Below are 26,560 nucleotides of genomic sequence, written 5' to 3'. Positions count from 1 at the left end.
TCCGATGCGGGGGAGCCGGAAGGGGGGTCGTCGTGAGCGTCGAACTGGAGCTCATTCGCCCTGCGCTTGAGCTGGCGGTCGAGGTGGCTCGATCGGGATGCACCGCGACGCCGCCGGTCGATCCGCCGCGAGCGTTGGTTCCGTTCCTTCGCTTCCGGCGTATCCCCGCCAAGGCGTTGGTGGCGGCGCGGCGCGTGATCGATGGCGACGAGGAGTTCCGAGCGCGGGTCGCGGCGGAGGTCGTCGAGGCCGAGGGGGTCGAGGGGGTCGAGGGGGCAGTCGAGTCCGCAGTGCTGGGCCGGGCCGCAGTTGTTTACCTGACGCGGCCGGACGGCTGGGAGCAAGAGTTCGGCGATCTCGTCGAGATCGCCGAGCGCGACCATGCGATCGCGTCTGAAACCGCCGCCGCGGTGAACCGTGATCGAAGTGCGGAGCGCCTCGGGCGACAGGTCGAAGAGCTCCGCCGGACGTTGGCTGATTCGGAGGCCTCGCGCCACACCGAGGAGCAGCGAGCCCGATCAGCGCTACAGCGGGTCGACGCCATGGCGCAGGCGCTCGATGGGGCGGAGGCGTCGCTGAACGCGGCGGAAGCGGCGCGCCAGCGCGCGGTCAGGGAGTTGAAAGCCACCGAGCGTCGGTTGGCCGAGCGCATCGCTGAGGTCAAGGAGTTGAGCGCACGGGTTGAGGAGCTCGAGGCCGAAGTGCTGCTGCAGCAGGGCGATGCGTTGGCTGCGGACGCGGTCGCGTCGGCGGTTCAGGCGCGTCAAAGCAGCGACGCCCTGTTGGTGGAGACCCTTCGGGAGCGATGGGATGCGCTCGCGCCGGCGCTCGGTGAGATTCAACGGTTGCTGGCGGTGCCGCCTGGCGACGCGGCATCGACGCCAGCCGAACTGTTGAAAGATGCCCAGACCGCGCGTTCGTCCGCTGGTGGGGCGACAGGGCCCGGCAACTCCAGGTCGACGGGCGAGCACGCTGGAAGTGCGCGTGCGGTTCGGCGGGCGCCTCGGCTGCCCGCACGGATCGCGCCTGGCAGCGCTGAGGCGACCAGATGGCTGCTGTCTCGGCCGAACCTCACGGTGTTTGTCGACGGGTACAACGTGACGATGTTGGGTTGGCCGGAGTTGAACGCGACCGAGCAGCGCTCGATGTTGGAGCGTTCGGCACGCCGGCTTCAGGCTCGCCACGGTTGTCGAGTCGTGTTGGTCTTCGACGGTGATGGCGAAGGCGGCCGTGATGTGCGCACGGCGCTTGGCTCGCCGGTGCGGGTCATGTTCACCGAGGCTTCGGTCGAGGCGGACGACGAGATTCTGCGCCAACTCGACCTCGGGACGGAACCTGCGGTCGTGGTGTCGAACGACCGGCGAGTGCAGACCGGCGCGCAGGAGCGGGGAGCGGTCGTGATGAGCTCAACGGAGTTCCTGACGATTTTGTCGTAGGTGAAATTACCCACACAATAATTCGAACACGTGTTCTGGTTCCTAATACTCTGAACACATGTTCGATCTTCTCACCTCACCTGAAGCCAAGGGCGTGCCCGGCGGATACGTCGAGGGACCGCCCACAGCGGCCGAAGTCGCGCGGATCGCCGCGATCAACGCGTGGCACGACGAATACGACGAACTCGAAGCCGAGGTGCGAACCCTGGCCGGCGAAATCAACGCGGCTCACGCCCGCCTGGCCACCAAGGTCGCCACGATGACCTCAGATCCCCGCTACAACCTCGCCGGCGATTGGCGTTCGGTCACCCACTGGCTGATCGTGAACTGCGGCATGACCCGCTACATGGCCCAACTGGTCGCCCAAGTCGCCGAATCGGTCACCGACAACGCCATGCCCACCGTGATGGGCTTGGCACACGACGGTGCCATCTCCCTCGGCATGGCCGCGCTAGCAGCACGCGTCGCCTGCCCCGAAAACGAACAAGCCCTCGCCGGCATCGCCACCACCGCCACCACCACCCAAGCCGCCCGAGCGTTCGGCTGGTACCGCAAACTCAAACCAGGCATCGACGACCAGACCCCAGACGACCAGGAGCCCACCGACGAGGGCGAGACACCCGACGACGACGACGAGACACCCGACGACGAGAGGGCATCCGGCGACGAGCGTCCGGCCGGCTCGGCTCAAGGCGGCACGGCGGTTCCCACCCCCGAGGCGACCGACGTGACCGACGACGACGAAACCTACTGGCGGACCTGGACCGACGAACACGGACGCTGGAGAGTCAACGGTCGAGCCCCGATCGAACTCGGAGCCCTACTCGACGAAGCCTTCGAAGCCGCCCGCCGCAGCGCACAACGCCACGGAACACCCCAAACCCACAACAACACCGACAGCGACAGTGCTCACAACACCGCCGCCGGGGACCAACCTGCCAGCGAGGACCCACGCGACAGCCGGGCACCCGCGGGCGAACGCACCGCGATCGCGTCGAACTACCTGATCCTGTACCACCTCGCCCGAATGGTCATCGACTCAGCACAAACCGACCGATTGACCCGCGAAGGAAACGAACCGTTCTGCGTGAACGTCCTCGTCGACATCGACACCCTCGTCACCCAACGCCTCCGACCCGACTCGGTCGCAACCCTGCTCAACGGCACCGAACTCACCCCAACAGTGGTCGCCATGTTGGCCCAAGCCGGAACCCTGCAACTGCTCTGGCACCAAAGCGGTGTCCCCATCAAGGTCGGCACCGAACAACGTTTCGCGACCCCAACCCAACGAAAAGCGCTACGCGTCCAATACGGCGGATGCGCAGTCCCAGGATGTGGCCAAACACGATTCCTGCACTACCACCACGTCCAGCCCTACCCCCACGGCCCAACCGATCTCGACAACCTGGTACCAATCTGCTCGTTCCACCACCGCCGCATCCACAGCGGTCACCTCAACGCGGCCATCGTCGACGGACACGCACAATTCCACGACGAACGTGGACGCCTCCTCGGCAACACCATGGCCCAACACGCACTCAACGCCACCACACCACCAACCGAACACAGCTTGCGGAACCGCATCGACAACATCGACATCGACAAATACACCGCCAAACCCGCCGGCGCCGGCGCACCACTCACCTCATGGGCACTCTCGGTCTGGGTCGAAGCCCTTCTCGGCCAACCCTAGAAACGCGGCAACCCTCGCTGTCGGTGGTTGTGTGGATCATGGCGCCATGAGAACTCTGCGAATCAGCTGTGACGACTGCATCATGCAAGCGACGTCGGCCTGCGACGATTGTGTCGTCGCCTTGATCCTGTCGCGCGAGCCCGACGACGCCGTGGTGTTGAGCATGGAGGAGCATTTGGTGCTTCGCCGCCTCGCCGCCTCGGGCTTGGTTCCAGAGGTGCGCTACCAGTGCGAATCGCTGTGACGCTGTCCGAGTCCGTGCCAGCCAGGGGTGTAGCTACCGGTTGACCTCCGAGGCGGGTCACCTCGGAATCGACCAAGAGACACCAATAGACTCGGGGCGATGCCGGATCCACCCGTGGCTCAGACTGGCGATCCGCCTGAACCTGCGGGACCGACCGGAGTCACGTCCGCCAAGGCGACCCGTGGCGCTGATTCACGCGGTGAGCCGAAACGCTCGCAAGCCTCACACGCAACGCCGCCCCAGGTCAGCGGCGGGGCCAGGCGCCGTGGCGGGGTCCGGCGCACCGGCGATGCCCGGCGCGCTAGCGGATCCCAACCGGTGGTGCTCGACGGCAGCGACCTTTCCGAACTCTTCGAGGTCGGCCGAGCGGCGGGACTCGATCTCGTCGGTGCGACCCGCGCCGCGGCGTGGGGTCACACCCGAACCCAACTCGAGCGCCGCCGGAACCTGGGCCTGAACGCGGACATGGCCTTCACCTACAAGAACCCACCGCGCAGCACCGATGCCACGCGCGTGGTGAAGGGCGCAGCGACCCTCATCGTCGGGGCTCGCAGCTACCTCCAGACCGATGATGCGCCCCCGGACCCTTCGATCGAGGTCGCGGCGCAGGTGGCGAGGTACGCGACGGCCGACCATTACGGGCAACTCGCCGCATCCCTCGAACGGGTTGCCGAAGCGTTGCGCGCCCGAGGCGCTCGGGCGGTCGTGGTCCTCGACCGAAATGACATCGTCGACCGTGAAGCCGCGTGGCGCTGTGGGATCGGGTGGTACGGCAAGAACTCGCTCCTGTTGGCTCCAGGGTTCGGGAGCTGGATCGTGTTGGGCTCGGTGGTGACCAACGCGAGGCTCAACCCCGATACCGCACCGGTGCCGACGCCGGTCGGCGATCATTGCGGCACATGTCGACGCTGTGTCGACGCATGTCCGACCGGAGCGATCGTCGCCGATGGTGTCATCGATGCGGGCCGGTGTCTGTCCTGGTTGCTGCAGGCCCGCGGGAGCTTTCCGGTCGAACACCGTGTCGCGCTGGGAGATCGGATCTACGGTTGCGACGACTGCCAGACGGCATGTCCGCCGAACCGTGCGGTCGAGTTGCGGGCCCGACGCCTGGAGTCGTCGGATGATGTTGGGTCCGGACCACATCGCTCTATTGCGAGCCCTGGACGATGGATGGACGCGATGGAGCTGTTGAACCTGGACGACGAGGCGCTGCTGGATCGCGTCGGTCGTTGGTACATCGCGGACCGCAATCCCGACCTCGTGCGTCGCAACCTCCTGATCGTCATCGCCAACAGCGCCCCCGCCGACAACGCCAGCGTCCGCTCCGTCCTCGAACAGTTCGATTCCGGTGCCGACCCGATGCTGTCCGAACATGCAACGTGGGCGCTGAATCGCCTCGATGACCGAATCGGTTCCACCATCGGTTCCCCCTCCGGTGCCGGATCTGGAACGACGACCGACCAAACCACCACAATGGAATCCGATCCGCCACCGGCGACGACGAGGGCCCCGTGAACGAATCCGGCGCAGCGAACCACCTGCTGGTCACCAACGATTTCCCCCCGAAAGTGGGCGGCATTCAGTCCTACCTCTGGGAGTTGTGGCGTCGACTCCCGCCGGCCGCCACCACGGTGCTGACCACCCCGTACTCGGGATCCGAGGCGTTCGATGCTGTGTCGCCCATTCGGATCGTGCGGACCCCGGACAAGGTGCTGCTGCCGCATCCCGGCTTGGCGCGCCGCATCAACCGCCTCGCGCAGGAGGTTGACGCCTCGATGGTCGTGCTCGATCCGGTGCTTCCGCTGGGCGCGCTGGCCCCCCAGATCGAGCGCCCGATCGCGTACGTCCTGCACGGCGCCGAGATCACGGTTCCCGGTCGTCTCCCGGGCAGCGCCCAGCTCATGGGGTCGCTGCTGCGGCGAGCAGATCTGGTCATCGCCGCCGGAGGGTATCCGCTTGCCGAGGCGCAGCGTTGTGCGGGTCGGCGGTTGAATTCGGTCGTCATTCCGCCGGGGGTCGATACCGAACGCTTCATCCCGATTTCGCATGACGAACGTCGCACCACCCGTCGCCGTCTCGGCCTGCCGGAGGACGCACGAATCGTGACCGCCGTCAGTCGCCTGGTTCCGCGCAAGGGTTTCGACATGGTGATTCGAGCGGCTGCCCGGCTCGCTCCCGCCCGACCGGATCTGCTCGTGGCCATCGCCGGATCCGGACGTGACGAGGCGCGCCTCAAGCGGCTCGCGACATCCCTTGGCGCACCGGTGGCGTTTATGGGCCGGATTCCCGACGAGGACCTTGCCGCGTTCCACGCGTGTGGTGACGTGTTCGCGATGCTGTGTCACGACCGTTGGTTCGGGCTCGAACAAGAAGGGTTCGGAATCGTGTTCCTCGAGGCGGCGAGTTGCGGCGTTCCGCAGCTCGCCGGACGCAGCGGCGGAAGTCACGAGGCCGTGGAACACGGGGTGACCGGGTCGGTGGTCGACGACCCGCGCGACGTGGTCGACGTCGCGACCGGGCTTGCGCACCTGCTCGACCACCCAGACCCTGCGATGGCGCGCGAGTCGCGTCGGCGTGCGGTTGCGGAGTTCTCCTATGACTTGCTGGCGGCCAGGCTTGCGCAAGCGCTCGGCTGTGGCCCAGCGACATCCTCGGCGGAGATCTCAGGGGAGATCTCGGCGGAGCCCTCGGGGGTGACCGATGGCGACTCGGCCCCGGAGGCGGCGGGTCGATGAACGTCGCGGATGAACGCGCCAAGGCCCAGGCCCTGGCCAAGCAGCGGCGTTCGGCAAACGCGGCTGCGCTGGAGGAGTACTTCGCCGAGCACCCGACCGGTCGCTGGATCGTGCTCACCTCGTGGGCCTCGACCGGGGTGTTCGTGTTGACCACCGTCGTGGCCACGGTCGTCAACAACCGCGAGGCTCGCCTCGTCGCCGCACTGTTGTCCCTCGCGCTGTTCAGCATCAGTTTGGTACTCCATCTCGTGGCGTTGTGGCTGGGTGCGCAACGGAGCCGTCGCGACGAGATGACCATGGTCGGGTGGTGGTTCCTGTCCGAAAGCGCCCCGAAATCGACGCGGGCACACCTTTGGGGGGCGCTGCTGATGCAGATTGTCGTCAGCTGCGTGTGTGCGGCGATTCGCTTTGAGACCTCGATCGCGTTCGGAGTGCTCGTGCCGATGCTCGGCCTGTCCTTTCTCGGGCTCTGGGGTGCGATGTACGGCATGTTCGCGCCGCGGCGCGCCTCGACGGGGGGTTCGGTGCGATGAGGACGATCCTGTTCACCGGCAAGGGCGGCGTGGGCAAGACGACCATCGCGGCGGCGACCGCGTTGGCCTGCGCGGCAGATGGTGCGAGGGTCACGGTGATGTCGACGGACCCGGCCCACTCGCTGTCGGACAGCTTCGGCGTCGCTCTCGATTCATCGCTCACCGAGGTCGCGGCGAACGTGCAGGCGACCGAACTCGACGCGATGACCCGGATGGAGGAGAACTGGGGCGAGATTCGCAGCTATTTGCGCGACGTGTTGCGCTGGGCGGGAGTCGATGAGATCGAGGCCGAGGAATTGTCGATCATCCCGGGACTCGAGGAGATTTTCGCGCTCACCGACATCGTGACCTTCGACCGCAGCGGCGAGGTCGACGTGCTGATCGTCGATTGCGCGCCCACGGCCGAAACGATCAGGTTTCTCTCGTTGCCCGACGTGTTGAGTTGGTACATGGACCGAGCGTTTCCACTCGGTCGGCGCCTCACCGCGACGGTGGGGCCGGTCGTGCAGCGCCTGGCGAGTATTCCTGTCGCCGGCGATCACGTCTTTGGTGCGGTCGAGCGGATGTACCGTGAGCTGGAAGCGGTCCGAACGCTGCTGCGCGATGGCTCGCGATCGACCGCTCGCCTCGTCGTGACCCCGGAAAAGATGGTGGTCGCCGAGGCCCGTCGAACCTTCACCTATCTGTCGTTGTTCGGCTATCGAACCGACGCGGTGATCGCGAATCGCATCCTGCCCGACGAGGTGACCGACCCGTGGTTCGACGAGTGGAAACGTTCGCAGTCCCATCACCTCGAGGAGATCTCGGAGGGGTTTGCGCCGCTACCGGTGTTGCGTGCCCCGCTGGCCGATCGCGAGGTGGTCGGCGTCGAGGCGCTCACCGCGCTCGGAACGCACCTGTATCGCGAGGTGGCTGCGGCGGAGGTGCTGATCGACGGCGATGCCGTACGGATCGACCGCGAGGGGGAGACCTTCCGAGTGCATCTCGACCTCCCGTTCGCGACCAAGGACAACCTGCAGGTGAGCCGCAGCGCCGCGGAGGTGTTCGTCCGTGTGGGCCCCTATCGACGCTCGATTCTGCTGCCGGAGTCGCTTCGGCGTCGTGACATCGTGCGGGCGACGCTGTCCGAAGGCCGATTCACGATCGTGTTCGAATAGGTCGTTGATGTGGGCGCCGGCAGCGCGAGTCGTTCACTCGTTGGCATGATGGACCCGATGGACCCGATGGATCAGGACTCAGAGGAACCGGAGTCAAACCGAGGCCCGGACGCGACCGTCTCCGACGGGATGGAACACCTGCAGGTGGCGGCGAATGAGATGATCGCCGCCGCCCGCGTCTTCTTGAACGTGATCGAGGAGGTCGTCGCCGACCGCGAGAAGTTGGCCTCGGTGGCGGGTGGCGTGACCGATCTGTTGTCCGGAACGTCGGAGATGCTGACCCGCCTTGTTCAGGCGGCCGGGTCGACCCACGCCGCAAACCCCGCAGACCCGGCAGGCGCGGCCGGCGCCTCGGCCCGTGGAAGGCACACGACCGAGGAATCGGCGAGCCGCCGACCCAGGGTGCGTCGAATCGACGTCGAGTAACGTCCCCCGGCCCGGATGCCGCTTCTGCTCGGATCCGGCCTCGAAACGGTCTCGGCCGGGCGGCCGCAGAAGCTGTTGTCGTCGGCTCGGTCGTGCAACGACTCGAGGGGGTGCGGGAGAATCTTGTGGGACTTCTCTTAGTTTGTGGCCTCGCGCGCCGATAGGACCCATCGATGAGACTCGTGCGTTTCGAAGATGAATCAGGTGGATTCTCCGTCGACTTCCATCCGTTGATCACGGTGGTGGGGGGTCTCCCCGCGCACATGCGTGAGCGCCTGATCAACTGTGTCGAGGCAATCCCACAAGGATCGGACCCGGGCGGACGGGGCACGATCGAGGTGCACGGTGTGCTGCTCGACCTCAACCGCGAGAGCCTGGAGCTGCTCGAACTCGAAACCGACCTCGACGTGGTCGTGCGTGCCATGGACCTGCCGACGGCGGTCGGCAGCGGACCGGACTTTGGTGCGGAACATCTCGACGATGTGGCACTCGAACGCGCTCGGATCGCGGCGGAGGAGGCGGAGCGTGAGTACGAGGCGGTCATCTCTGCGGTCAGCAAGTACCGCTCGAAGCTCGAAGAGTTGGCGGGCGAACATGAACGACTTGAGCGCGAGTTGCGGGCCACAGAGGCCGCACTCGATCCCGATGCCGAATCCGAGCTGATCGCCGCGCTCGACGCGGTGGCTGCCGCCCGCGCGGCCGCGCTCAGCGCGACGCGGGCAGCTGCGGGCGACCCCCGGGTGGCGGCAGCGTCGGACCAGCACTCGACCCCACACGATCCGGCACCGGCACCCGATCCGGCACCGGCACCCGATCCGGCACCGGCACCCGATCCGGCACCGGCACCCGATCCGGCACCGCCCGTGGAGTTCGTCGCGCCCGTGGAGCAACCGGCGGTTCAGCCGCAGGAGGAATCGCCGCTGGTGCAACTCGAGCAACTTGAGTTGCGTCTCTCGGAGTCGATCGAGCGGTCCAACGACCTGCGCCAGCAACTCCGGGCGTTGCGAGCGCTCGATCCCGAGCCCGTGCAGGTGGCCTACGACGCGTTGATCCCGCTGTTGCACCTTGCAGAAGCCGATGACGAGGCGACCGGGTCGGCCGACGATGCTGGCGCCGGAGCGGGCCTGGTGGGTGAAGCGCCCGACCAAGCCGGAACAGCGGCGGGGCAGCCGGAGCTTCTTGCGGTCGACGAGGAGTTCTCGGCGATCGAGTCGATCTTGGATCGGTGGCAGGAGATCTCGGAGGCGTTCGACGACGATGACGTCGCGCTGAAGCCTCCGGTCGATCTGGGCCATCTGCGTGCCGACCGTGACGTCGCGGAGGAAGCGGTTTCGCTCGCCGAAGCCTCCGTGCAGGAACACCGCGCGTCGGAGAAATTGGTCGCCGAACTCGAACGGACTCACGACCAGATCTTCGAACTCGATGGCAAGTCCCCTCGGATCGGCGCGACGAAGCACCGTCGACAACTTGAGGCGCTGCGCGAAACCGAGGCGAAGCTGCTCGAGGAACTCGGATTCGCGAGCTGGAGCGCCTACGTGATGGGTGTCTCCTCGAACGCGCTGACGTCCGCGTCCTCGCCGGGGGATGACGCCGGCCAACGAATTGTCGCCGCCGCCCGCGCTCGTCTCGTTGAGATCGACAACGCAATCGCCGAGGCGGAACAGGACAACGCTCGTCGTGACGCTGCACTCGAATCCCGACAGCACCGGGGGCAACGCCGCCAACGTCTGATCGAGGACACCGCCACGCTCCTCGGTGCGCAACAGCTTGATCATTCGGACGCCGCGCTGGTCGATGGGCTACTGGCACGACGCTCGGAACTCATCGCCGAACGCAAGGCGATTGCGTCCGATGCCGATGCCGGTGCCGGTTCCGGTGCGCCTGCCGGCGCCGACGGGGATGCGCCCGGTGTGGAGTCGAGTTCAGCCGATTCGGCAGCCTCGACAGCCGATTCGACAGCCTCGGCGGACTCGGAGGAGTTGGCGACCGCGACGGAGAATCTGCGGTGGGCCCTGACAACCACCGGCGCCGAACTCCCAGACTCCGATCTTGCCGCCGAGCAGATGGGTGCGATCGCCGCAGGGTGGCTCGACGCTATGGCTGGGTTGAACGACCGGATCGGCGAACTCGCCGACGAGCGCGTGAGCCTCGAAGCCGAGATCGAGGAGATGGGGGCCCGGTACGAATCGTTGCTCGCTCGGGTCGACTCGGGTGATCCGAGCGACTCCGGTGAGGCTCCGAGCGTTGCTGTGGACCATGAGATCCCCGATACGGCCGACCTCGGCGTTGCGACCGGGTTCGACGCTGCGCCAGACCTCGATGCCCCGACCGGCCTCGATGTCCCCACCGGGTTCGGCGATCCCACCGACCTCGATGTCCCCACCGGGTTCGGCGATCCCACCGGCCTCGATGTCGGCGAGTCGGCCGGCGGCGGGGACGAGGGCTTCGGAGTCGTGGGAACCTTTGGCGACTCGTTTGGTGATTCGTTCAGCGACTCGTTCGCGGACGGCGCCGAGCCGTTGCCCACCGAGCCGGTGCCCAACGAGCCGGTGCCCAACGATCCGTTGCTCGATGGCCCCACCGATGACGACCCCGTGGTCATCGCTGCCAAGCGCCGCCTCGGCGCGGCCCAGGCGCGAGCCCAGGCCCATCGCGGCGCCGCCCAGGCCTACGCACAGGCGGTCGAACGTCGCGAGCGCCTCGCTCAACGCACCAACGATGTGAGCTTCTCATTGTCCGAACGCGAGCAGCGCGTGGCCGCGGTGCTCGAGCAGCGAGCAGGTGCTCACGACGAGTTGCAGCGCTTGGAGTCGGCGCTTCGCGAGACCCCGCAGATCGCCCATGCGGTGGGAGGGGCCGGATCCGATGACGATTCGGCATCGGAGACCCTCGAGTGGTACATCCTCGCTCGGCTGGCCCAGCAGCGGTCGGTGTCGTTCGTGGGGTCGGTGCCGATCGTGATCGACGACGCCTTCGCACAGTGGCCGATGCATCAGATCAGCGAGGTGTACACGCGCCTCGAGCGGATGGGCGACGTCATCCAGATCATCATGTTGACCGACGATCCGGCCGTGGCCGACTGGGCCGGAGGCCTCGGCGAGAGCCGGGCACTCGTGATCGATCCACGCCTCAGCCCCGCTCACCACTGACCGATTTCGCACCGGCGCGGCCCGGTTGGGATATATGGGTCGAGGCCATGGGGGAGGGGCGGTAGGATCGCAGGCCTATGGAGTTTCGGCGCATCACCAATTTCCCGCCGTATGTGTTCACCATCATCGACTCGCTCAAGATCGAAGAGCGGCGCGCCGGGAAAGACATCATCGATCTGGGGTTCGGGAATCCGGACCTCGCGTCGCCCGACGTCGCGGTCGACAAGCTGGTCGAGGCGGCGCAGAACAGCCGGAACCATCGGTATTCCTCGAGCCGCGGCCTGCCCAAGCTCCGAGAGGCGATCGCCGGGTACTACCTGCGTCGTTTCGGGGTCGAACTCGACCCCGATCGCCATGTGATCAACACCATCGGGGCGAAGGAAGGCTTCAGCCACCTGATGTGGACCCTGCTCGGCCCCGGCGACGCGGCGCTGGTGCCGTCGCCGAGTTACCCGATCCACATCTACGGTCCGCTGCTCGCCGGCGCCGACGTGCGCGAGTTGCCGATGATCAACGGTGCCGAGCAGTTCTTCGATGCGATGGTCGATACCTGGAAGTACAGCTTTCCGAAGCCCCGGGTCATCGTGTTGTCCTTCCCGCACAACCCGACGACGACCTGTGTCGACCTCGACTTCTTTCAACGCGTCGTCGACTTCGCCCGCGAAAACGACGTGGTCATCGTGCACGACAACGCGTATGCAGACCTCGGGTTCGACGGTTACCAGCCCCCGTCGATCCTGCAGGCCGAGGGGGCGCTCGAGTGCTGCGTCGAGTTCTATTCGATGACGAAGTCGTTCTCGATGGCCGGGTGGCGTGTCGCCTTCATGCTGGGCAACGCTGAGGTCGTCTCAGCGCTGCAGAAGCTCAAGAGCTACCTCGACTACGGCACGTTTCAGCCCATCCAGATCGCCGCTACGGTGGCGATCAACGAGGCCCCCGATTTCCCCGCCGAGCAAACGGCCATCTACCAGAGCCGTCGCGACGCGCTCTGCGACGGTCTCAACCGGATCGGGTGGGAGATGGAGCCGCCTCGCGGAACCATGTTCGCGTGGGCGCCGATTCCGGAGGCCTATCGAGATCTCGGTTCGATCGAGTTCGCGAAGCTCCTCGTGCGTGAGGGTCAGGTGGCGGTCTCGCCCGGCGTCGGATTCGGCCCGGATGGCGATGGCCACGTCCGCTTCGCCCTCATCGAGAACGAACAGCGAACCGCCCAGGCGATCCGCAACCTTCGTCGCGGACTCACCAGGCTCGGTTAGCCGTCCGGCCGGGCACCGATTCCCCGAAGGCAGAACTCGACAACCGCATCGGCGATGTGGTCGGGGTCGACGCCCTCGCGCGGCAGCAGCGCCGCGCTGAGGCTTGAGGCGACGCCGAAGATCGCATAGGAGAGCATTTCGGCGTCGCCGTCGGGGATGACCCCCTGCTTCATCGCCTTTCGGACGAGGGGAACGGTGTCGCCGACGAGCGCAGCGCGCCCCCGGCGAACGAGCGGTTCAAACCGTTCGTCGGTTTGGGCGAACTCGACGAGCTTTGCCAGGTCCTCGTGCTCGGCGGTCCATCGAACGGCCGCCCGAATGCCGAACTCGAGCTTCTCGATGGGGTCCGGTGCGGCGCTGGCGGCCTCTCGTTGGCGCTGGCGCAGTCCTCGCTGAGCGTCGCGCAGGATCTGCTCGAGGAGCATCTCCTTGGACTCGAAGTACCAGTAGAACACGCCCTTGCCGACGCCGATCCCGTCGACGATGTCGGCTACCGACGTCGGGTGGTAGCCGTCGGATGCGAACTTGCGAGTGGCGAATTCGATCAGTTGGCTGCGCCGCTGAGAACCCCGCGGGGTGAGCCGACGTGTTGGCGTGGCGCCTCCGTCGGCGCCTCCGTCGGTGTCGTCGCTCATGAGCGGACAAGCTACCAGTCTTGACCGGGCGGTCAAGACAGTCGGCGGCGGAGTTCACACGCCCGTAATGGCGCTACACAGTGCGTTCATGCCGCCTCGATAACCTGCAGGCATGCCGTTATTCGTTGTTCGTGTTTGGCTTCCTGATCGCCCGGGCGCACTCGGCGCGGTCGCGAGTCGCATCGGCTCGGTCCGCGCCGATGTGGTCGGTATCGACATCCTCGAGCGCGGCGCTGGTCGGGCGGTCGATGAGTTGACGATCGACATCGAAGACCCACAGCACGTCGACTTGCTCATCAAAGAGATCGGCCAGGTCGACGGCGTCGACGTCGAACATGTTCGGCCCGCCCGTGCGGTGCTGGGCGACCGCGCGGTCGAGGCACTCGATCTCGCCGCCGCAATCGCCTCCGCCACCGATCGCGAGGAGCTCATCGATGAGGTCGTGTCGGGCACCGCAGCGCTGTTCGGGGCCGACTGGGTCGCGGCGGTGTCGATGGCCCGGCCTCCGGCAGTCGTCTCGAGCGTTGGCGATGACCTCCCGTCGGCCGAGTGGATGGCGGCGTTCGCGTTCGGCGCTGCCTCCGGTGCGGATACCGAGCCGTCCGGCGTCTCACCGCGGGCTGCGACGGGGGGCGGGGTGGTGATCGGCGAACTCGCCTGCGCCTCGCTCGGGGAGTCGGTCGATCACGGGCCCGACGGACTTGAACTGTTGCTGTCGCGCCGCGACCTACCGTTGCGCGAGGTCGAACGTTCGCTTCTCGAGCGGCTCAGCTCGCTCGCCCGCACGCGGCTCGCCGCATTGCCCTCAGCGACTGTGCCCTCAGCGACAGTGCCCTCAGCGACGGTGCCCTCAGCCGACGCCTAATCCGATTCGTCGGCGTCGGCCCAATCTCGCGACCGCTCGACCGCCCGCGTCCACATTCGGTAACGCTCGTCGGCCTCGGTGCGTCCGTCGCCGGGGCCGACTCGGGCATCTTCGATCCACGCCCCGTCGAGGTCATCGACCGTCGCCCAGACCCCTTCGGCCAGGCCGGCGAGGTATGCGGCGCCGAGTGCGGTCGTCTCCTTCACCACCGGGCGTCGAACCTCGACGCCGAGTTGATCGGCGACGAGTTGCAACAGCAGGTTCATCTGCGACGCCCCGCCGTCGACGCGGAGCTCGCTGATCGAGCGACCACTGGCCGAGGCCATCGCCTCGACGACGTCGCGGGTCTGATAGGCCATCGACTCGACGACGGCGCGCACCAGATGAGCACGGGTCGACCCTCTGGTGAGCCCGACGATGGTTCCGCGGGCATACGGGTCCCAGTAGGGCGCACCCAGACCGGTGAACGCCGGGACGACGACGACTCCGCCGGTGTCGGGGACCGACTCGGCGATCGGACCCGCCTGTGCGGCCGAGTCGATGATCTGCAAGCCGTCGCGCAGCCACTGAACCGCTGCGCCGGTGGCGAAGATCGCGCCCTCGAGCGCGTAATGGGTCACCAATTCCGGGCCCTCGTTTCCGAGCAGTCGTCCGGGCAGGGTCCACGCCACGGTCGTGAGGAGGCCATCGGCGGGGGTGGGGAGTGTGTCGCCGACGTTCATGAGCACGAACGAGCCGGTGCCGTAGGTGTTCTTGGTCATCCCGGGGCGTACGCACGCCTGGCCGAACAGCGCGGCCTGTTGGTCGCCGGCGATTCCGGAGATGGGGATGCCGGCTTCGACTGGCAAGTCGGTTCCGGTGACGCCGAAGCGTCCGGCGGAGGCCATGACGTCGGGCAGCGACACCATGGGCACGCCGAACAGGTCGCACAGTTCCGGGGACCAGGCTCCGGAGGCGATGTCGAACAGCATCGTGCGGCTCGCGTTGGAGGTGTCGGTGGCATGCACCGCCCCGCGGTCGGCGCGGCCGCCGGTGAGGTTCCAGAGGATCCATGAATCGATCGTTCCGAAGGCGGTGTCCGCGGTCACCTCGACGCCGCCGGTTCGAATCAACCACTCGATCTTGGTCGCCGAGAAGTACGGATCGAGCACCAGCCCGGTGGTCGATCGCACCAGGTCGAGGTGGCCGAGTTCGGCGAGTTCCTCGCAACGGGCGGCTCCCCGGCGGTCCTGCCACACGATCGCCCGGCTCAGCGGTGCCCCCGTGCGCCGATCCCAGGCGACGATCGTTTCGCGTTGGTCGGTGATGCCGATCGCGGCGATCGGTTCGTCGAGTTCGGCGACCAGGTCGGTCATCGTCGCCTCGATCGCCGACCAGATTTCGGCGGCATCGTGTTCAACCCACCCGGGACGAGGAAAGTGCTGGGTGAACTCTCGGTAGTGCCAGTTGGTCACCGCGCCGCGCTCGTCGACGGCGACGGATCGCACCCCGGTGGTACCTGCATCGATGGACAACACGACGGCCATGGCGTGAATCTACCCGTCGTCGCAGCCGTCGCTCGCCTGTTCGATCCGGTCGATGAGCTCGCGTTGGGATCGGGTGGCGTCCTCGCGGTCGGGCAGCGACGCCGGATCGGGCAACAGGGAGACGAAGTCGCATTCATCGACCGTCTCGGTGTCGCCGACGAGCGGGGAGTACACCAGCGTGGTGACGCCCTCCACCTGAAACGTCACCCGGCGCACGCCGCTGAGCCCGGTCGCGGTGAGCACGATCTGGGCGATGCCCTGGGTGCGTCCGGAGCCGACCATGTTGTTGAAGTCCTCGCTGATGTTCACGGTGAGTGTCCCCGCCGCGAGCGAGGCGTCGAGGACTCTGGCGCCGGCGGGGATCTGGGTGGTGAGGTCGCTGTGGGTGCCGGCGGGGACTCCGTCGAACAACAACGCGAGGACGTCGACCGGACGCACGCTCGAGGTTTCTGTCGAGATCGCGTCGAGGCGTCCGTTGGTCAGGAAGTACAGAAACGCGATGCCGTTGCCGGACTCGGAGGTGGGGGTGGTCGACGGCGAGGCCGTCGTGGTGGTGGCCGACAGTGCGCGAGGTTCGCGGTCGACGGGCATGGCACAGCCGGCGGCGAGCAGCGCCACGAGCACCGGCGCGGCCACCGACGCGGCACGCCTCGCAACCGCCGATCGGAGGGGAGGACGCTGCGGGCTCACGATGCGATCACCGCCTCATCGAGCGAGGGTTCCTCGGGGTCGTCGATCGGCTCGACGAGGGGCAACTCGACGACGAATCTCGCCCCCGTGATGTCGTCGTGACGATCCTCGACCCAGACCGATCCCCCGTGAAGTCGTGCGTGTTCGGCGGCGAGGGCCAAACCGAGGCCGACGCCGAGGTCGGTGCCGCGACTGCCGCCCTGGCCGCCGCGGTTGAACCGGTCGAAGATCCGCTCCTGTTCGGATTCGGTCACCCCCGGCCCCTCGTCCTCGACGGCGATTCGGACCATGGAGATCGACTCGGGGTCGTCGTCGACCGGATCGACCCGCTCGACGGTCACCCGGGTTGCGCCACCGGCGTACTTTCGGGCGTTGTCCAAGAAGTTGGCGAGTACCCGGATCAGGCGCCGCTTGTCGCACATGATGACCAAGTCCTCAAGGCCGGGTTGCGCCTCGATCGGAACCGGGTCGCGCGAGAAGGTTCGAGTCGCGATCCTCACGGTCTCGACGATCAGCACCTCGTCGAGTTCGAGGCGCACGGCACCGGCATCGAATCGGCTGATCTCGAGCAGGTCCTCGACGAGTTGGGTGAAGCGCTCCATGTCGCTCGACAACAGATCGAGGGCCATCTGGGCGCGTTCGGGCATCTCGTCGCGGGCGTTGGACAGCACCTCGAGCGAGGCGTTGAAGGTCGTGAGGGGAGACCGCAGCTCGTGGCTGACGTCGGACGCGAAGCGGGCGTCGCGCTCGATGCGGGTCTGCATGGCGGCGACCATCGAGTTGAACGAGGCGACGAGCGGTGCGAGGTCGGTGTCGTGGGTCCAGTCGGTGTCGACGAGGCGGGCATCGAGCTTTCCGAGTGAGATCGCCTCGGCGACCTCACTGACATCCGCGAGCGGTCGCAGCACCCGTCGACTGGCCCACACCCCCAGCACCGAGCCCAACACGCCCGCAGCCCCGCACGCGAGCACGAGGCGGTAGCTGAGGCTGCTGATCGAGCGGGCGATGTCGTCGAGCTGACTGATCTCGAAGTAGCCGCCGCCGTTCGCGGTGGGGACCCCGACGGCCAACAGCAACTCGCCGTCTCGCCGATAGCGCATCATCGAACCCTCGCGATCGACGATCACGCGGTCGCGAAGCGAGGTCGGCAGCGCCGAGACGCCGTATCGGGGGTCGAGGCTCACGGACCGGTATCCGGCGGGGTCGGCGGAGTCTCGCACGATGGCGGAGGGCTTGCCGGCCACCGACACCGATCCGAACAGGGTCTGCGCATCGACGTCGGGGGAGGACAACTGGTCCGACAGGGTCGCGGCGTTGACCAGCGCGCGGTCCTGGCTGGTCTTCTCGCGTTGGTCGAGCAGGTTCGATCGGCTCACCGCGACCGATGCCCCGGCGACGAGCGCGGCGATCACGAGCGAGCCGAGTGCGAAGGTGAAGATCAGGCGCGTGCGAAGCCCGAGCTGGCGAAGCGGGCCGCGCAGCGACTCCTCAGGGATCGGGGCCGACTCGCTCACGGCTGGAGTTTGTAGCCGAGTCCGCGCACGGTCACGACGTAACGCGGCGATGCGGGGTCGGCCTCGATCTTGGTGCGGAGGCGCCGGATGTGAACATCGACGAGGCGGCCGTCGCCAAAGTAGTCGTGACCCCACACCTTTTCGAGCAGCGCCTCACGGCTGAACACCCGACCGGCGTTGGCTGCGAGTTCGACCAGGAGCCGAAACTCGGTCTTGGTGAGGTGGACCTGTTCGCCGTCCTTGGTGACGAGGCCCTCCTGAGGCACGATCTCGATGTCGGCGAACCTCATGCGCGTCACGCCGGTGTCGGCCGCACGGGCCCGGCGCAACAGTGCTCGGATACGCGCCGAGAGTTCTTTGGGGACGAACGGTTTGGTGAGGTAATCGTCGGCCCCCGCCTCGAGGCCGGCCACGACGTCGTGGGTGTCGGCTCGGGCGGTGACCATCACGATAGGAACGTCGCTGACACGCCGGATCGCCCGACACACATCGAACCCGTCGATACCGGGCAACATGATGTCGATGAGCACCACATCGGCCGGGTGATGGGAGAACTGGGCGATGGCATCCTCGCCGTTGGTGGCCTCCGCGACTTCCCACCCTTCATCTTCGAGGGCCAGTTTCACCGACGTCCGAATCCGCTCGTCATCCTCAACGGTCAAAATGCGCGTACCCACCCGGCCAGTCTCTCATGCGCCGCGAGCAAAACGGCGCCACGCGGCGTTGGTTCGGCGACGGCCGACTCAATCGAGGACCTCGAGTGCGCCGTGTTCGACGATGAGCGAGCGCAAGGGGCCGATCAGGTCGGGGTGCGCGGCGATGACTCCCTCGTGGGGCTCGGCCGGACCCCCGGCGATGGCCTCGACCGCGGCGCCGGCCTCGGTGGCGATGAGCCGGCCGGCGGCGAGGTCCCACGCTCCGAGTCCGTGTTCGTAGTAGCCGTCGACGTGTCCCATGGCGACGGCGCACAGGTCGTAGGCCGCCGCGCCCAGGCGGCGGATGTCTCGGACGTGATCGATGATGCCGGCGACCACGCGCGCCTGTCGTTTGCGGCGTTCGGGTGCATACCCGAATCCGGTGGCCACGAGTGCCCGGTCGAGCGTCGGCGCTTCGGGCACCCTCAATCGGGCGCCGTCGCGATAGGACCCCGACCCGAGCGCTGCATGAAAGCGCGTGTCGCCGGAGATCTCGACGACGGCGGCCGCGACCGAGACCCCATCGACGACGGCCCCGATGGAAACGAGGTAGGGCCGCATGCCGTAGACGAAGTTGGTGGTGCCGTCGATGGGATCGGCGACCCAGGTGACACCGCTGGTGCCCACGATGGTCGCGTCTTCCTCGGTGATGATCCCGTCATCGGGACGCTCCTGGCCGATCAACTCCCGGATGAGCCGATCCGAGGCCCGGTCGACGTCGGTGACCATGTCGGTGGCGGTCGACTTCGTCTCGATTCCGAACCCCTGAGCCCGCCGCTCGCGTACAAGATCGGCGGCGCTCGACGCGATCCGCAACGCGATCGTCGCCAATTCCCGTGGGTCGGCGGGCAGGTCGAGCGTGGGGTTGGGTTGGTCGGGGTCGAAATGAGCCATGCTGGGACCCTATTGGTGCGGCGGTCCTACCTGCGGCGGTCCTACCTGCGGAGGGCCTCGGCGGCGGCACCCTGACTTTTCCATTCGGCGAGGGTGCGCAGGCTCAACACGGCGACCACGGCCGCGCCGAGGGCCAGGATCACGGTCCCGACCCACATGGCGATGCCGGTGGGCACGGTGCACTCGTCGCTGCACTGGGTGTCCATGAACCACACGCCGACCGCGCCGCCGAGCAACCCGCACAACAACACCGACGCAAAGGCGATGGCGCGAGCGCGAACCGAGGGCAGGGCACTTTCGGGTTCGGTCATAAGCGGGTCATCCACAGGGGTCAGGTTAGGTCGGCGAAGAATTTGTTTGTGTCACCGTGGTCCCGCGCCGATACAGCGGAGGCCGATGCAGGTTGCCGACGGACGTAACGAAGGAAGGCCGTGGTCATGAAATTCGATGTGGACGAGCATCCGGGTGGTGGTGGGATCACCGCAGCGTCGTTGGTGCCTCCGGCGCGCCTGGCCTCGCTGCTCAGCAAGGCTCGGGCCGCAGCGGGCAAGACGGTCGAAGAGGTCGCGGCGAATTCCGACGGTCGCTTCACCCCGGCGATGCTGGCGGCCTTTGAGTCGGGCATACGAACGGTCACCGACGAGGACGCGGCCGCGCTCGCGTCGCTCTACGCGCTCGAAACCACCGACATCGTCCCGGCCCGTTCTCGCCTGGTGCTCGACACCGACACCCGGCACCTCTTCGTGGTCGGCCGCACCGAGCGGATCGATCTCGAAGCGCCCAGCCACGACGAGTTGCTCACCCGGTATCTGGCCATGGTCTATTCCATGCGCGGGCAGGCCGCCGGCTCGAACCTCGTCTTGCGCACCGAGGACCTCGACGTGTTGGGGCGCGCGTTGCAGCGCGACCGACACGACGTGCGGGTACGTCTCGAGGCGCTCATCGCGGCTCCGGAGGAGTTGGCGTCGTGGCGCCACCGACTGCTGAATCGGCGGGTGTTGATTCCGGCCGCCGGAGTCCTCGTCGCCGCGATCGCCGCCGGCAGCCTGATCCTGATCAGCGGCAACGACGGGCTCCCCGCGTCCTCGGCCTCCACGATGACGTCGATCACCTCGACGGCTCCGACGACGTCGACGGCCCCGACGACGATCGTCGCCGCGGAGGTTCCGGTCGACATCGGCTCTGCCGTGGTCGTCGAGCGCGGCGCGGACGGCAGCGTCGGCGAAGCGAGGGTGCGGACCGGTGCGGAAGCCGATGCGACCGCCGAGGCCGATGCGACCGCCGAAGTGGGTGTCATCGAGGCTCAGACGCTCGAACGCTGACGCGTCGATACACTCGCGGGCGATGACTCGTCCCGTGATTTCGCGCCGCCGGTTGCTCCGATCTGCGGCATCGACCTGGGCCATCGCGTTCGCCGGCGTCGGCCTGGGGGCGCTCGGCACGACTTCGTGTTCGAACGACTCCGACCAGAACGACTCCGACCAGAGCGACTCCGACCAGGGCGGATCGGGCGGATCGACCGGATCGACCGTGGTTCCCGAGACCGATCTGCCGACGATTCCCGACGAGGATTTCGAACAGCACACCGACCAGGCCGTGGTCGAGATCAGCGTGGTCGACAACTCCTTCGAGCCACGCTGGGTGGTGGTGTCGGCCGGCACCGAGGTCCGCTGGACGAACAACGGCCGCAACGACCACAACATCATCGCCGAGCCCGAAGGGGCGTTCGCCGGGGTCGATCACGGGCAGTTCAGCGCCGGCTCGACCCACGCCGTCACCTTCGAAAAGCCCGGCGAATTCCCGTATTTCTGCTCGTTGCACGGCACCCCGCGCAACGGCCAAAACGGCGTCATCCGCGTCGTCGCCTGAGAGGAGGGCCGACGATGTCGGTCACGTCACGAAACCGGTTCAGAACACTGTCCGCCGCAGCCGTCTCGGTCGCGGCGCTGATCGCCGCCACGGCCTGCGGAGGCTCCGACGACGCGCAGGATTCCGATGCCTCGACGGTGACCACCGCCGAGGCGGCCGGCACCGTCCTGCGGGTTCCCGCCGACTACGACACGATCCAGGCCGCGGTCGACGCCACCAAGCCCGGCGACCTGGTGTTGATCGCCCCCGGGGTCTACACCCCCGAAGGAGTGGGCATCGTCGTGGAGACCGCCGACATCGTGATCCGCGGCGAGGATCGCAACGAGGTCATCATCGACGGCGAGTTCACCCGGGACAACGGCATCAAGGTGTTCTCCGACGGCGTCGCCATCGAGAACCTCACCGTGCGAAACCACACCGCGAACGGTCTGTTCTTCACCGGTGAGTACAACGAGGACACCTCGCGAAACAAGATCCTCGCCGGATGGCGGGCCAGCTACATCACCGCCTACAACAACGGCCTGTACGGCATCTACGGGTTCAACGCCAACGACGGCCAGATCGACCACAGCTACGGTTCGGGCCACCCCGATTCGGCGTTCTACGTGGGCCAGTGCAACCCCTGTAACTCAGTCATCACCGACAGCGTGGGCGAGTACAACATGTTGGGCTACTCGGGCACGAACTCCACCGGCGTGACCATCGTGAACTCGGTGTTTCGCAACAACCGTTCGGGCATCGTCCCGAATTCGCTGAACGGCGAGAAGCTGGCCCCGAACGCTGGCACCACGATCGTGGGGAACCTCATCGAGAACAACAACTCGGCGGAGGCCCCCAGCAACGAGTCGTTCGCCATCGCCTACGGAACGGGCATCGTGTTCGGTGGCGTGTCGAACAACGTGGCCGAACGCAACCTGATCCGCGGCCATCAGGTCGGCGGCGTGGTGGTGACCGACATGCCCGACGGATTCAAACCCGAAGGCAACGTCGTGCGCGCCAATCGTCTGTCGGACAATCGATTCGACCTCGTGTACATCCCGGTGAACTTCGCCTCGACGTTGTTCGGAAACTGCTTCGAGGACAACGAAACCACCGCCAACTTCCCCGAGAACCTCCAGGAAAAGGCGGGGTGTGGCGGCGAGGACTTCGACTTCGGAGACCTGTCGGGAATCCTCGCCGAGATCCCGGCCGCACCGGCGGATGTCGACTGGAAGACCGTCGCTGCGCCGGGTCCGATGGAGAACATGGCCGACGCCGCGACGGCCCCCGCCGTCCCGGCGACGAATGGGCCCGTACGGATCGACCTCGATTCGATCTCGGTGCCGAAGGGATGAGACGCCGACGGTGATCGCCGAGACGCACACGGTCGAGACGCCGCTCGGGCCCGTCCGCGGGACCCGCACGGTCGGGGCCGATCGGATCAGCGTCTTTCGCGGAATTCGCTACGCCGAGGCCCCGGTCGGCACGCGGCGGTTTCGTCCGCCCGAACCCACCGCGGCCTGGCACTCGGTCTACGACGCGACCGTCGCCGGCCCGCGTGCGATTCAACCGCCCTCGCTGCTCACCGCGGCCCCGGAGCCCGAGGACGAGGACTGCCTGTCGCTCAACATCTGGACCCCCGACGTGTCGGCACGGCAGGCGGTGATGGTGTGGATCCACGGCGGCAGCTTCACCTCGGGATCGGGCAGCCAGCCGTACTACGACGGCACCCGCCTCGCGCAACGCGGGGTCGTGGTGGTGTCGATCAACTACCGGCTCGGCGCGCTCGGCTTCCTGCACCTCGGCGAGTTCGACGATGAGCTGGTCGGCACCGCCAACCTCGGGCTGCAGGACCAGACGCTCGCGTTGGCCTGGGTTCGCGACAACATCGCGGCCTTCGGCGGAGACCCGGATCGGGTGACGCTGTTCGGCGAGAGTGCGGGGGCGATGAGCGCCGCCGTGCACCTGGCCTCACCCGGGTCCCGTGGCCTGTTTCGGCGGGTCATCGCGCAGTCCGGGGCCGCGGGACACGTGCAGTCGGCGGCCTCGGGAACCAAGGTGGCCGAGGCGGTTCTCGACTCGCTCGGACTGGGGCCCGGCCCGTTGGACCGCGGCGCAGGCCGCAGCGGTCACCGACTCCTCGATCGCCTCCAGGGGGTTTCGGCCGCAGCGCTTCGCCAGGCGGTACACACCGTGTCACGTCAGTCCGTCGGCGACACTGCGCTGGCGTTCTGTCCGACGATCGACGGGGTCACGATCTCCGAGCACCCCGTCGAATCGTTGCGGAGTGGGAGTTCTTGCGACGTCGACCTGCTGTGTGGCACCAACGCGGACGAGATGAACCTGTTTCGGGTGCAGGACCTGTTGTCGGGAACTTCGGAGGATCTGAATGAGGATCGATTACGGCGGCGTCTGGCACGGGCGCTCGAGTTCTGGGGTTCGCCCGTCGGCCTCGACGAGGCGCTCGCCCGCTACCGCGACCGGTACCCGTATCAGGACAACTCGCAACTGTGGAGCACCATCAGCACCGACACGACCTTCCGGGCGCACATGTTCGCCATGGCCGACGCCCACGCAGCACGGGGCCGGGTGTGGTCGTATCACTTCACCCAACCGTCGAGCGCCTTCGGCGGTGCGCTCGGCGCCTGCCACGCGGTGGAGGTTCCGTTCGTGTTCGACAACCTCGATCAGCCCGGGGTTGAGGTTCTGCTCGGCGAGTTGACCCCACGACGCCGTCGTTTCGCCGCGGCTCTCGCCGACACGTGGGCGCAGTTCGCCTCGGTCGACGACCCGTCGCAGATCCGGGTTCCGGCCACCTCGGATTGCTGGCTGCGCTATCGCACGGGGCCGCGATACCAGGCCGTCCTGGACCTCGAATCGCGTCAGGTCGAAGGCCTCGACGCCGACCTGATGTCGATCTGGGTCCGAACACCCGAGGCGCGAAGCGGCGTCGAATCGGGAAAGATGGTGTCGTGAGAGAGTGGGTCGTCGCCGGAGCGGTCATCGAAAACGATGCCGGGCTGTTGCTCGTGGAGAACCTGCGGCGCAACGGTGCGACCGATTGGACCCCACCCGGCGGGGTCATCGAGGCCGACGACGCCGAGGACATCCGCAGCGGACTCGCACGCGAGGTGCTCGAGGAGACCGGGCTCACCGTTGCCGGATGGGGCGAGTTGCTCTACGAGGTGGTGGCCGAGGCGCCGGCGCTCGGGTGGGTGATGCGTGCGCAGATCCATCTGGTGACGGCGGTGATCGGCGAGGTCGTGGTCGGCAACGACCCCGATGGCATCGTGACCGACGCGGCCTACGTCCCGGTCGACGCGTGTGCTGCACAGCTCACCAGCACCCATCGTTGGGTGAGCGAACCGCTGACCGACTGGCTCGGGCAGCGCTGGTCCGAACCGCGCAGTTACCGTTACCGGCTCGAACCTCACCGCAGCGGGCCGGGGCGCATCGTGCGCCTGTGAGCGAGGCGTGGTGAACACGACCACCGGCCGCGACGGGCCCGAGCGGGTGATTCTGCACGTCGACATGGATGCGTTCTTCGCGTCGGTGGAGATTCTCGATGACCCGTCGTTGCGGGGTCGTCCGGTGGTGGTGGGGGCGTCGGGTCCCCGAGGGGTCGTCGCGGCTGCCTCCTATGAGGCCCGCGCCTATGGCGTGCATTCGGCGATGCCGGGTGCGCTGGCGCGCCGTCGATGCCCCCAGGCGGTGTTCCTGGCCGGTCGTCACGGTCGCTACCGCGAGGTCAGTGCTGAGGTCATGGCCATCTTCGGCGAGGTGACACCGCTGGTCGAACCGCTGTCGCTCGACGAGGCGTTTCTCGACGTCACCGGCCGGCGGCGTGCCCTCGGCGATGGACCTCGCATCGCTGCGGCCATTCGACAGCGCGTCCTCGACGAGGTCGGATTGACCTGTTCGATCGGGGTTGCGCCGAACAAGTTCCTCGCCAAACTCGCCACCGAGACCGCCAAGCCGGCGCCGACGCCGACGGGGCCGGTGTTCGGCAGCGGTGTGGCGGTGGTGAGGCCCGGGGAGGTGCGCGCCTTTCTCGACTCCCTCGAGGTCGGCGCGTTGTGGGGGGTCGGACCGAAGACCCGAGAAAAGCTGCGAGGGCTGGGCATCACGACGGTGCGACAGCTCGCCGGGATGCCGCAGACGGCGTTGTGCAGCGCACTGGGCGAGGCCGCCGGGCGACACCTCTCGGCGTTGGCCCACGGAATCGATGACCGGCCGGTCATCGCCGACCTCGAGGCGAAGTCGATCAGCCACGAAGTCACCTTCGCCGTCGATCTGGTCGGACGCCCGGCCATCGACGTCGAGATCGTGCGACTCGCCGATGCGGTGGCGGCACGGCTGCGTGCGGGGTCGAACACCGGACGCACGGTGCATCTGAAGGTGCGCTTCGCCGACTTCGACACGATCACACGGTCGAGATCCCTGGCGACCCCGGTCGACGACGGTCTTGCTATCGCAGAGATCGCCCGGAACCTGATGGATGATGCCGATCATTTGCGGGGGGTTCGCCTGGTCGGTGTGGGCGTGAGCGGGCTTGCCGAACGCGCCCAGCGAAGCGCTCAGCTCTCCCTGCTCGACGAACCCGAGCCGAGCCACCTCGAGCGAGTCGAACTGAACGAGGCGATCGACGCCATTCGCGACCGGTTCGGACTGCGCTCGATCGGCCCCGCCTCGTTGCGGTCGAGCCGCTCGGGTCGGTCCTTCGAACAGGGCGAACAGCAATGGGGCCCGGGGGCGACCGGCCACGGCTCGTAACCCGAGATCGACCTCGTCGGTCAAGTCGCGTTGTCGGTCCGCCGATGGTGTGGAAACATGGAGCCGCGAGTCGATGACTCGAACGGCCCGGCTTGATTGGGGAGGGGGCGACGTGCCGCTGTCAGAAGAAGAGCAGCGAATCCTCACCGAGATCGAACATCAGCTGCGCGCCTCCGATCCGGAGCTGGCGCGGCAGGTGTCGACCACGACGGTGTTCACCGCTCCGATCCGTCACACCAAGGTGGCGGCGGTCGGACTCGTGGTGTCGCTGGCGGTGATGTTGCTGTTGTTGGTGAGCGTCAACGCCGTTGCCGCGTTCGTCGTCGGGTTCCTGCCGATGTTCGCATGTGGCATCTCGCTCGAACGCAGCCTGCGCCACCTCGCCTGGGCGTCGCTCGACCAGATCGGCTCGGCGTTGGCTCCGGCGGAGCGCTCCACCCACGGCGATTCCGCGGACCGGTTCCCCGCCGAACCCGAAGACGACTGACCTG

At 67.4% G+C, this 26,560-nt stretch carries 25 protein-coding genes; 18 read left to right on the top strand and 7 right to left on the bottom strand.

Annotated elements, in window-relative coordinates; translation table 11 throughout:
* Nucleotides 1–32: 32 nt before the first annotated feature.
* From M9952_06800 to M9952_06755, 10 genes are all read left to right on the top strand, one after another.
* Nucleotides 33–1,436 (top strand): NYN domain-containing protein, encoded by a 1,404-nt coding sequence (locus M9952_06800; GenBank protein ID MCO5312632.1) that lies wholly within the window; start codon nucleotides 33–35, stop codon nucleotides 1,434–1,436.
* A 58-nt stretch (nucleotides 1,437–1,494) separates the two neighbouring features.
* Nucleotides 1,495–3,129: an HNH endonuclease gene (locus M9952_06795; protein ID MCO5312631.1), complete on the top strand. Its 1,635-nt coding sequence runs from the start codon at nucleotides 1,495–1,497 to the stop codon at nucleotides 3,127–3,129.
* Between the two features lie 46 nt (nucleotides 3,130–3,175).
* Nucleotides 3,176–3,373, top strand: coding sequence for a hypothetical protein (locus tag M9952_06790; protein ID MCO5312630.1), 198 nt, complete (start codon nucleotides 3,176–3,178; stop codon nucleotides 3,371–3,373).
* Between the two features lie 99 nt (nucleotides 3,374–3,472).
* A complete protein-coding gene (queG, locus tag M9952_06785; protein MCO5312629.1) occupies nucleotides 3,473–4,888 on the top strand; it encodes a tRNA epoxyqueuosine(34) reductase QueG in 1,416 nt (471 codons plus the stop codon).
* Nucleotides 4,885–6,108 carry a glycosyltransferase family 4 protein gene (locus M9952_06780; protein ID MCO5312628.1) on the top strand — a complete coding sequence of 408 codons (1,224 nt, stop codon included), beginning with the start codon at nucleotides 4,885–4,887 and terminating at the stop codon, nucleotides 6,106–6,108. The genes queG and M9952_06780 overlap by 4 nt, the downstream gene beginning before the upstream one ends.
* Complete coding sequence (locus M9952_06775) at nucleotides 6,105–6,641, top strand: hypothetical protein (protein ID MCO5312627.1); 537 nt, start codon at nucleotides 6,105–6,107, stop codon at nucleotides 6,639–6,641. The genes M9952_06780 and M9952_06775 overlap by 4 nt, the downstream gene beginning before the upstream one ends.
* Nucleotides 6,638–7,798, top strand: coding sequence for an ArsA family ATPase (locus tag M9952_06770; protein ID MCO5312626.1), 1,161 nt, complete (start codon nucleotides 6,638–6,640; stop codon nucleotides 7,796–7,798). Before M9952_06775 ends, M9952_06770 begins: the two co-directional genes overlap by 4 nt.
* A 66-nt stretch (nucleotides 7,799–7,864) precedes the next feature.
* The gene (locus M9952_06765) at nucleotides 7,865–8,224 is read left to right on the top strand and encodes a hypothetical protein (GenBank protein MCO5312625.1); all 360 of its coding nucleotides are present in this window, start codon (nucleotides 7,865–7,867) and stop codon (nucleotides 8,222–8,224) included.
* 173 nt (nucleotides 8,225–8,397) lie between these two features.
* Nucleotides 8,398–11,373, top strand: a complete 2,976-nt coding sequence (locus M9952_06760) for a hypothetical protein (GenBank protein MCO5312624.1) — start codon at nucleotides 8,398–8,400, stop codon at nucleotides 11,371–11,373.
* 77 nt (nucleotides 11,374–11,450) lie between these two features.
* Nucleotides 11,451–12,629 (top strand): aminotransferase class I/II-fold pyridoxal phosphate-dependent enzyme, encoded by a 1,179-nt coding sequence (locus M9952_06755; protein MCO5312623.1) that lies wholly within the window; start codon nucleotides 11,451–11,453, stop codon nucleotides 12,627–12,629.
* Here the strand turns inward: M9952_06755 and M9952_06750 are convergent.
* Nucleotides 12,626–13,264, bottom strand: a complete 639-nt coding sequence (locus M9952_06750; GenBank protein MCO5312622.1) for a TetR/AcrR family transcriptional regulator — start codon at nucleotides 13,262–13,264, stop codon at nucleotides 12,626–12,628. The two genes, M9952_06755 and M9952_06750, sit on opposite strands and share 4 nt — an antisense overlap.
* A gap of 112 nt (nucleotides 13,265–13,376) precedes the next feature.
* On the opposite strand from M9952_06750, the gene M9952_06745 reads away from it, so the two are divergent.
* On the top strand, nucleotides 13,377–14,129 hold the full coding sequence (locus M9952_06745; protein ID MCO5312621.1) for a hypothetical protein: 753 nt from the start codon (nucleotides 13,377–13,379) through the stop codon (nucleotides 14,127–14,129).
* Here M9952_06745 and glpK read toward each other — a convergent pair.
* From glpK to M9952_06715, 6 genes are all read right to left on the bottom strand, one after another.
* Entirely contained in the window at nucleotides 14,126–15,655 is a 1,530-nt protein-coding gene (gene glpK / locus M9952_06740) for a glycerol kinase GlpK (protein ID MCO5312620.1), read from the bottom strand. The two genes, M9952_06745 and glpK, sit on opposite strands and share 4 nt — an antisense overlap.
* A 9-nt stretch (nucleotides 15,656–15,664) precedes the next feature.
* On the bottom strand, nucleotides 15,665–16,345 hold the full coding sequence (locus M9952_06735) for a GerMN domain-containing protein (GenBank protein ID MCO5312619.1): 681 nt from the start codon (nucleotides 16,343–16,345) through the stop codon (nucleotides 15,665–15,667).
* On the bottom strand, nucleotides 16,342–17,859 hold the full coding sequence (locus M9952_06730) for a HAMP domain-containing histidine kinase (protein MCO5312618.1): 1,518 nt from the start codon (nucleotides 17,857–17,859) through the stop codon (nucleotides 16,342–16,344). The genes M9952_06735 and M9952_06730 overlap by 4 nt, the downstream gene beginning before the upstream one ends.
* Complete coding sequence (locus tag M9952_06725) at nucleotides 17,856–18,536, bottom strand: response regulator transcription factor (GenBank protein ID MCO5312617.1); 681 nt, start codon at nucleotides 18,534–18,536, stop codon at nucleotides 17,856–17,858. The genes M9952_06730 and M9952_06725 overlap by 4 nt, the downstream gene beginning before the upstream one ends.
* A gap of 66 nt (nucleotides 18,537–18,602) precedes the next feature.
* A complete protein-coding gene (locus tag M9952_06720) occupies nucleotides 18,603–19,448 on the bottom strand; it encodes an inositol monophosphatase (GenBank protein MCO5312616.1) in 846 nt (281 codons plus the stop codon).
* Between the two features lie 41 nt (nucleotides 19,449–19,489).
* The gene (locus M9952_06715) at nucleotides 19,490–19,774 is read right to left on the bottom strand and encodes a hypothetical protein (GenBank protein ID MCO5312615.1); all 285 of its coding nucleotides are present in this window, start codon (nucleotides 19,772–19,774) and stop codon (nucleotides 19,490–19,492) included.
* Between the two features lie 111 nt (nucleotides 19,775–19,885).
* On the opposite strand from M9952_06715, the gene M9952_06710 reads away from it, so the two are divergent.
* The 7 genes from M9952_06710 to M9952_06680 all read left to right on the top strand — a co-directional run bounded on the left by M9952_06710 (nucleotide 19,886) and on the right by M9952_06680 (nucleotide 26,556).
* On the top strand, nucleotides 19,886–20,770 hold the full coding sequence (locus M9952_06710) for a hypothetical protein (GenBank protein MCO5312614.1): 885 nt from the start codon (nucleotides 19,886–19,888) through the stop codon (nucleotides 20,768–20,770).
* A gap of 22 nt (nucleotides 20,771–20,792) precedes the next feature.
* Entirely contained in the window at nucleotides 20,793–21,317 is a 525-nt protein-coding gene (locus M9952_06705; protein ID MCO5312613.1) for a cupredoxin domain-containing protein, read from the top strand.
* Between the two features lie 14 nt (nucleotides 21,318–21,331).
* A complete protein-coding gene (locus M9952_06700) occupies nucleotides 21,332–22,651 on the top strand; it encodes a right-handed parallel beta-helix repeat-containing protein (GenBank protein ID MCO5312612.1) in 1,320 nt (439 codons plus the stop codon).
* 10 nt (nucleotides 22,652–22,661) lie between these two features.
* Nucleotides 22,662–24,272: a carboxylesterase family protein gene (locus M9952_06695; protein MCO5312611.1), complete on the top strand. Its 1,611-nt coding sequence runs from the start codon at nucleotides 22,662–22,664 to the stop codon at nucleotides 24,270–24,272.
* Entirely contained in the window at nucleotides 24,269–24,763 is a 495-nt protein-coding gene (locus M9952_06690) for an NUDIX hydrolase (GenBank protein ID MCO5312610.1), read from the top strand. The genes M9952_06695 and M9952_06690 overlap by 4 nt, the downstream gene beginning before the upstream one ends.
* Nucleotides 24,764–24,773: 10 nt before the next feature.
* Entirely contained in the window at nucleotides 24,774–26,069 is a 1,296-nt protein-coding gene (locus M9952_06685; GenBank protein MCO5312609.1) for a DNA polymerase IV, read from the top strand.
* A gap of 112 nt (nucleotides 26,070–26,181) precedes the next feature.
* Nucleotides 26,182–26,556, top strand: a complete 375-nt coding sequence (locus M9952_06680; protein ID MCO5312608.1) for a DUF3040 domain-containing protein — start codon at nucleotides 26,182–26,184, stop codon at nucleotides 26,554–26,556.
* Nucleotides 26,557–26,560: the final 4 nt, after the last annotated feature.

The organism is Microthrixaceae bacterium (assembly GCA_023957975.1).
Taxonomy (GTDB): domain Bacteria; phylum Actinomycetota; class Acidimicrobiia; order Acidimicrobiales; family Microtrichaceae; genus JAMLGM01.
This window is presented reverse-complemented; position numbering and strand designations above follow the sequence as displayed.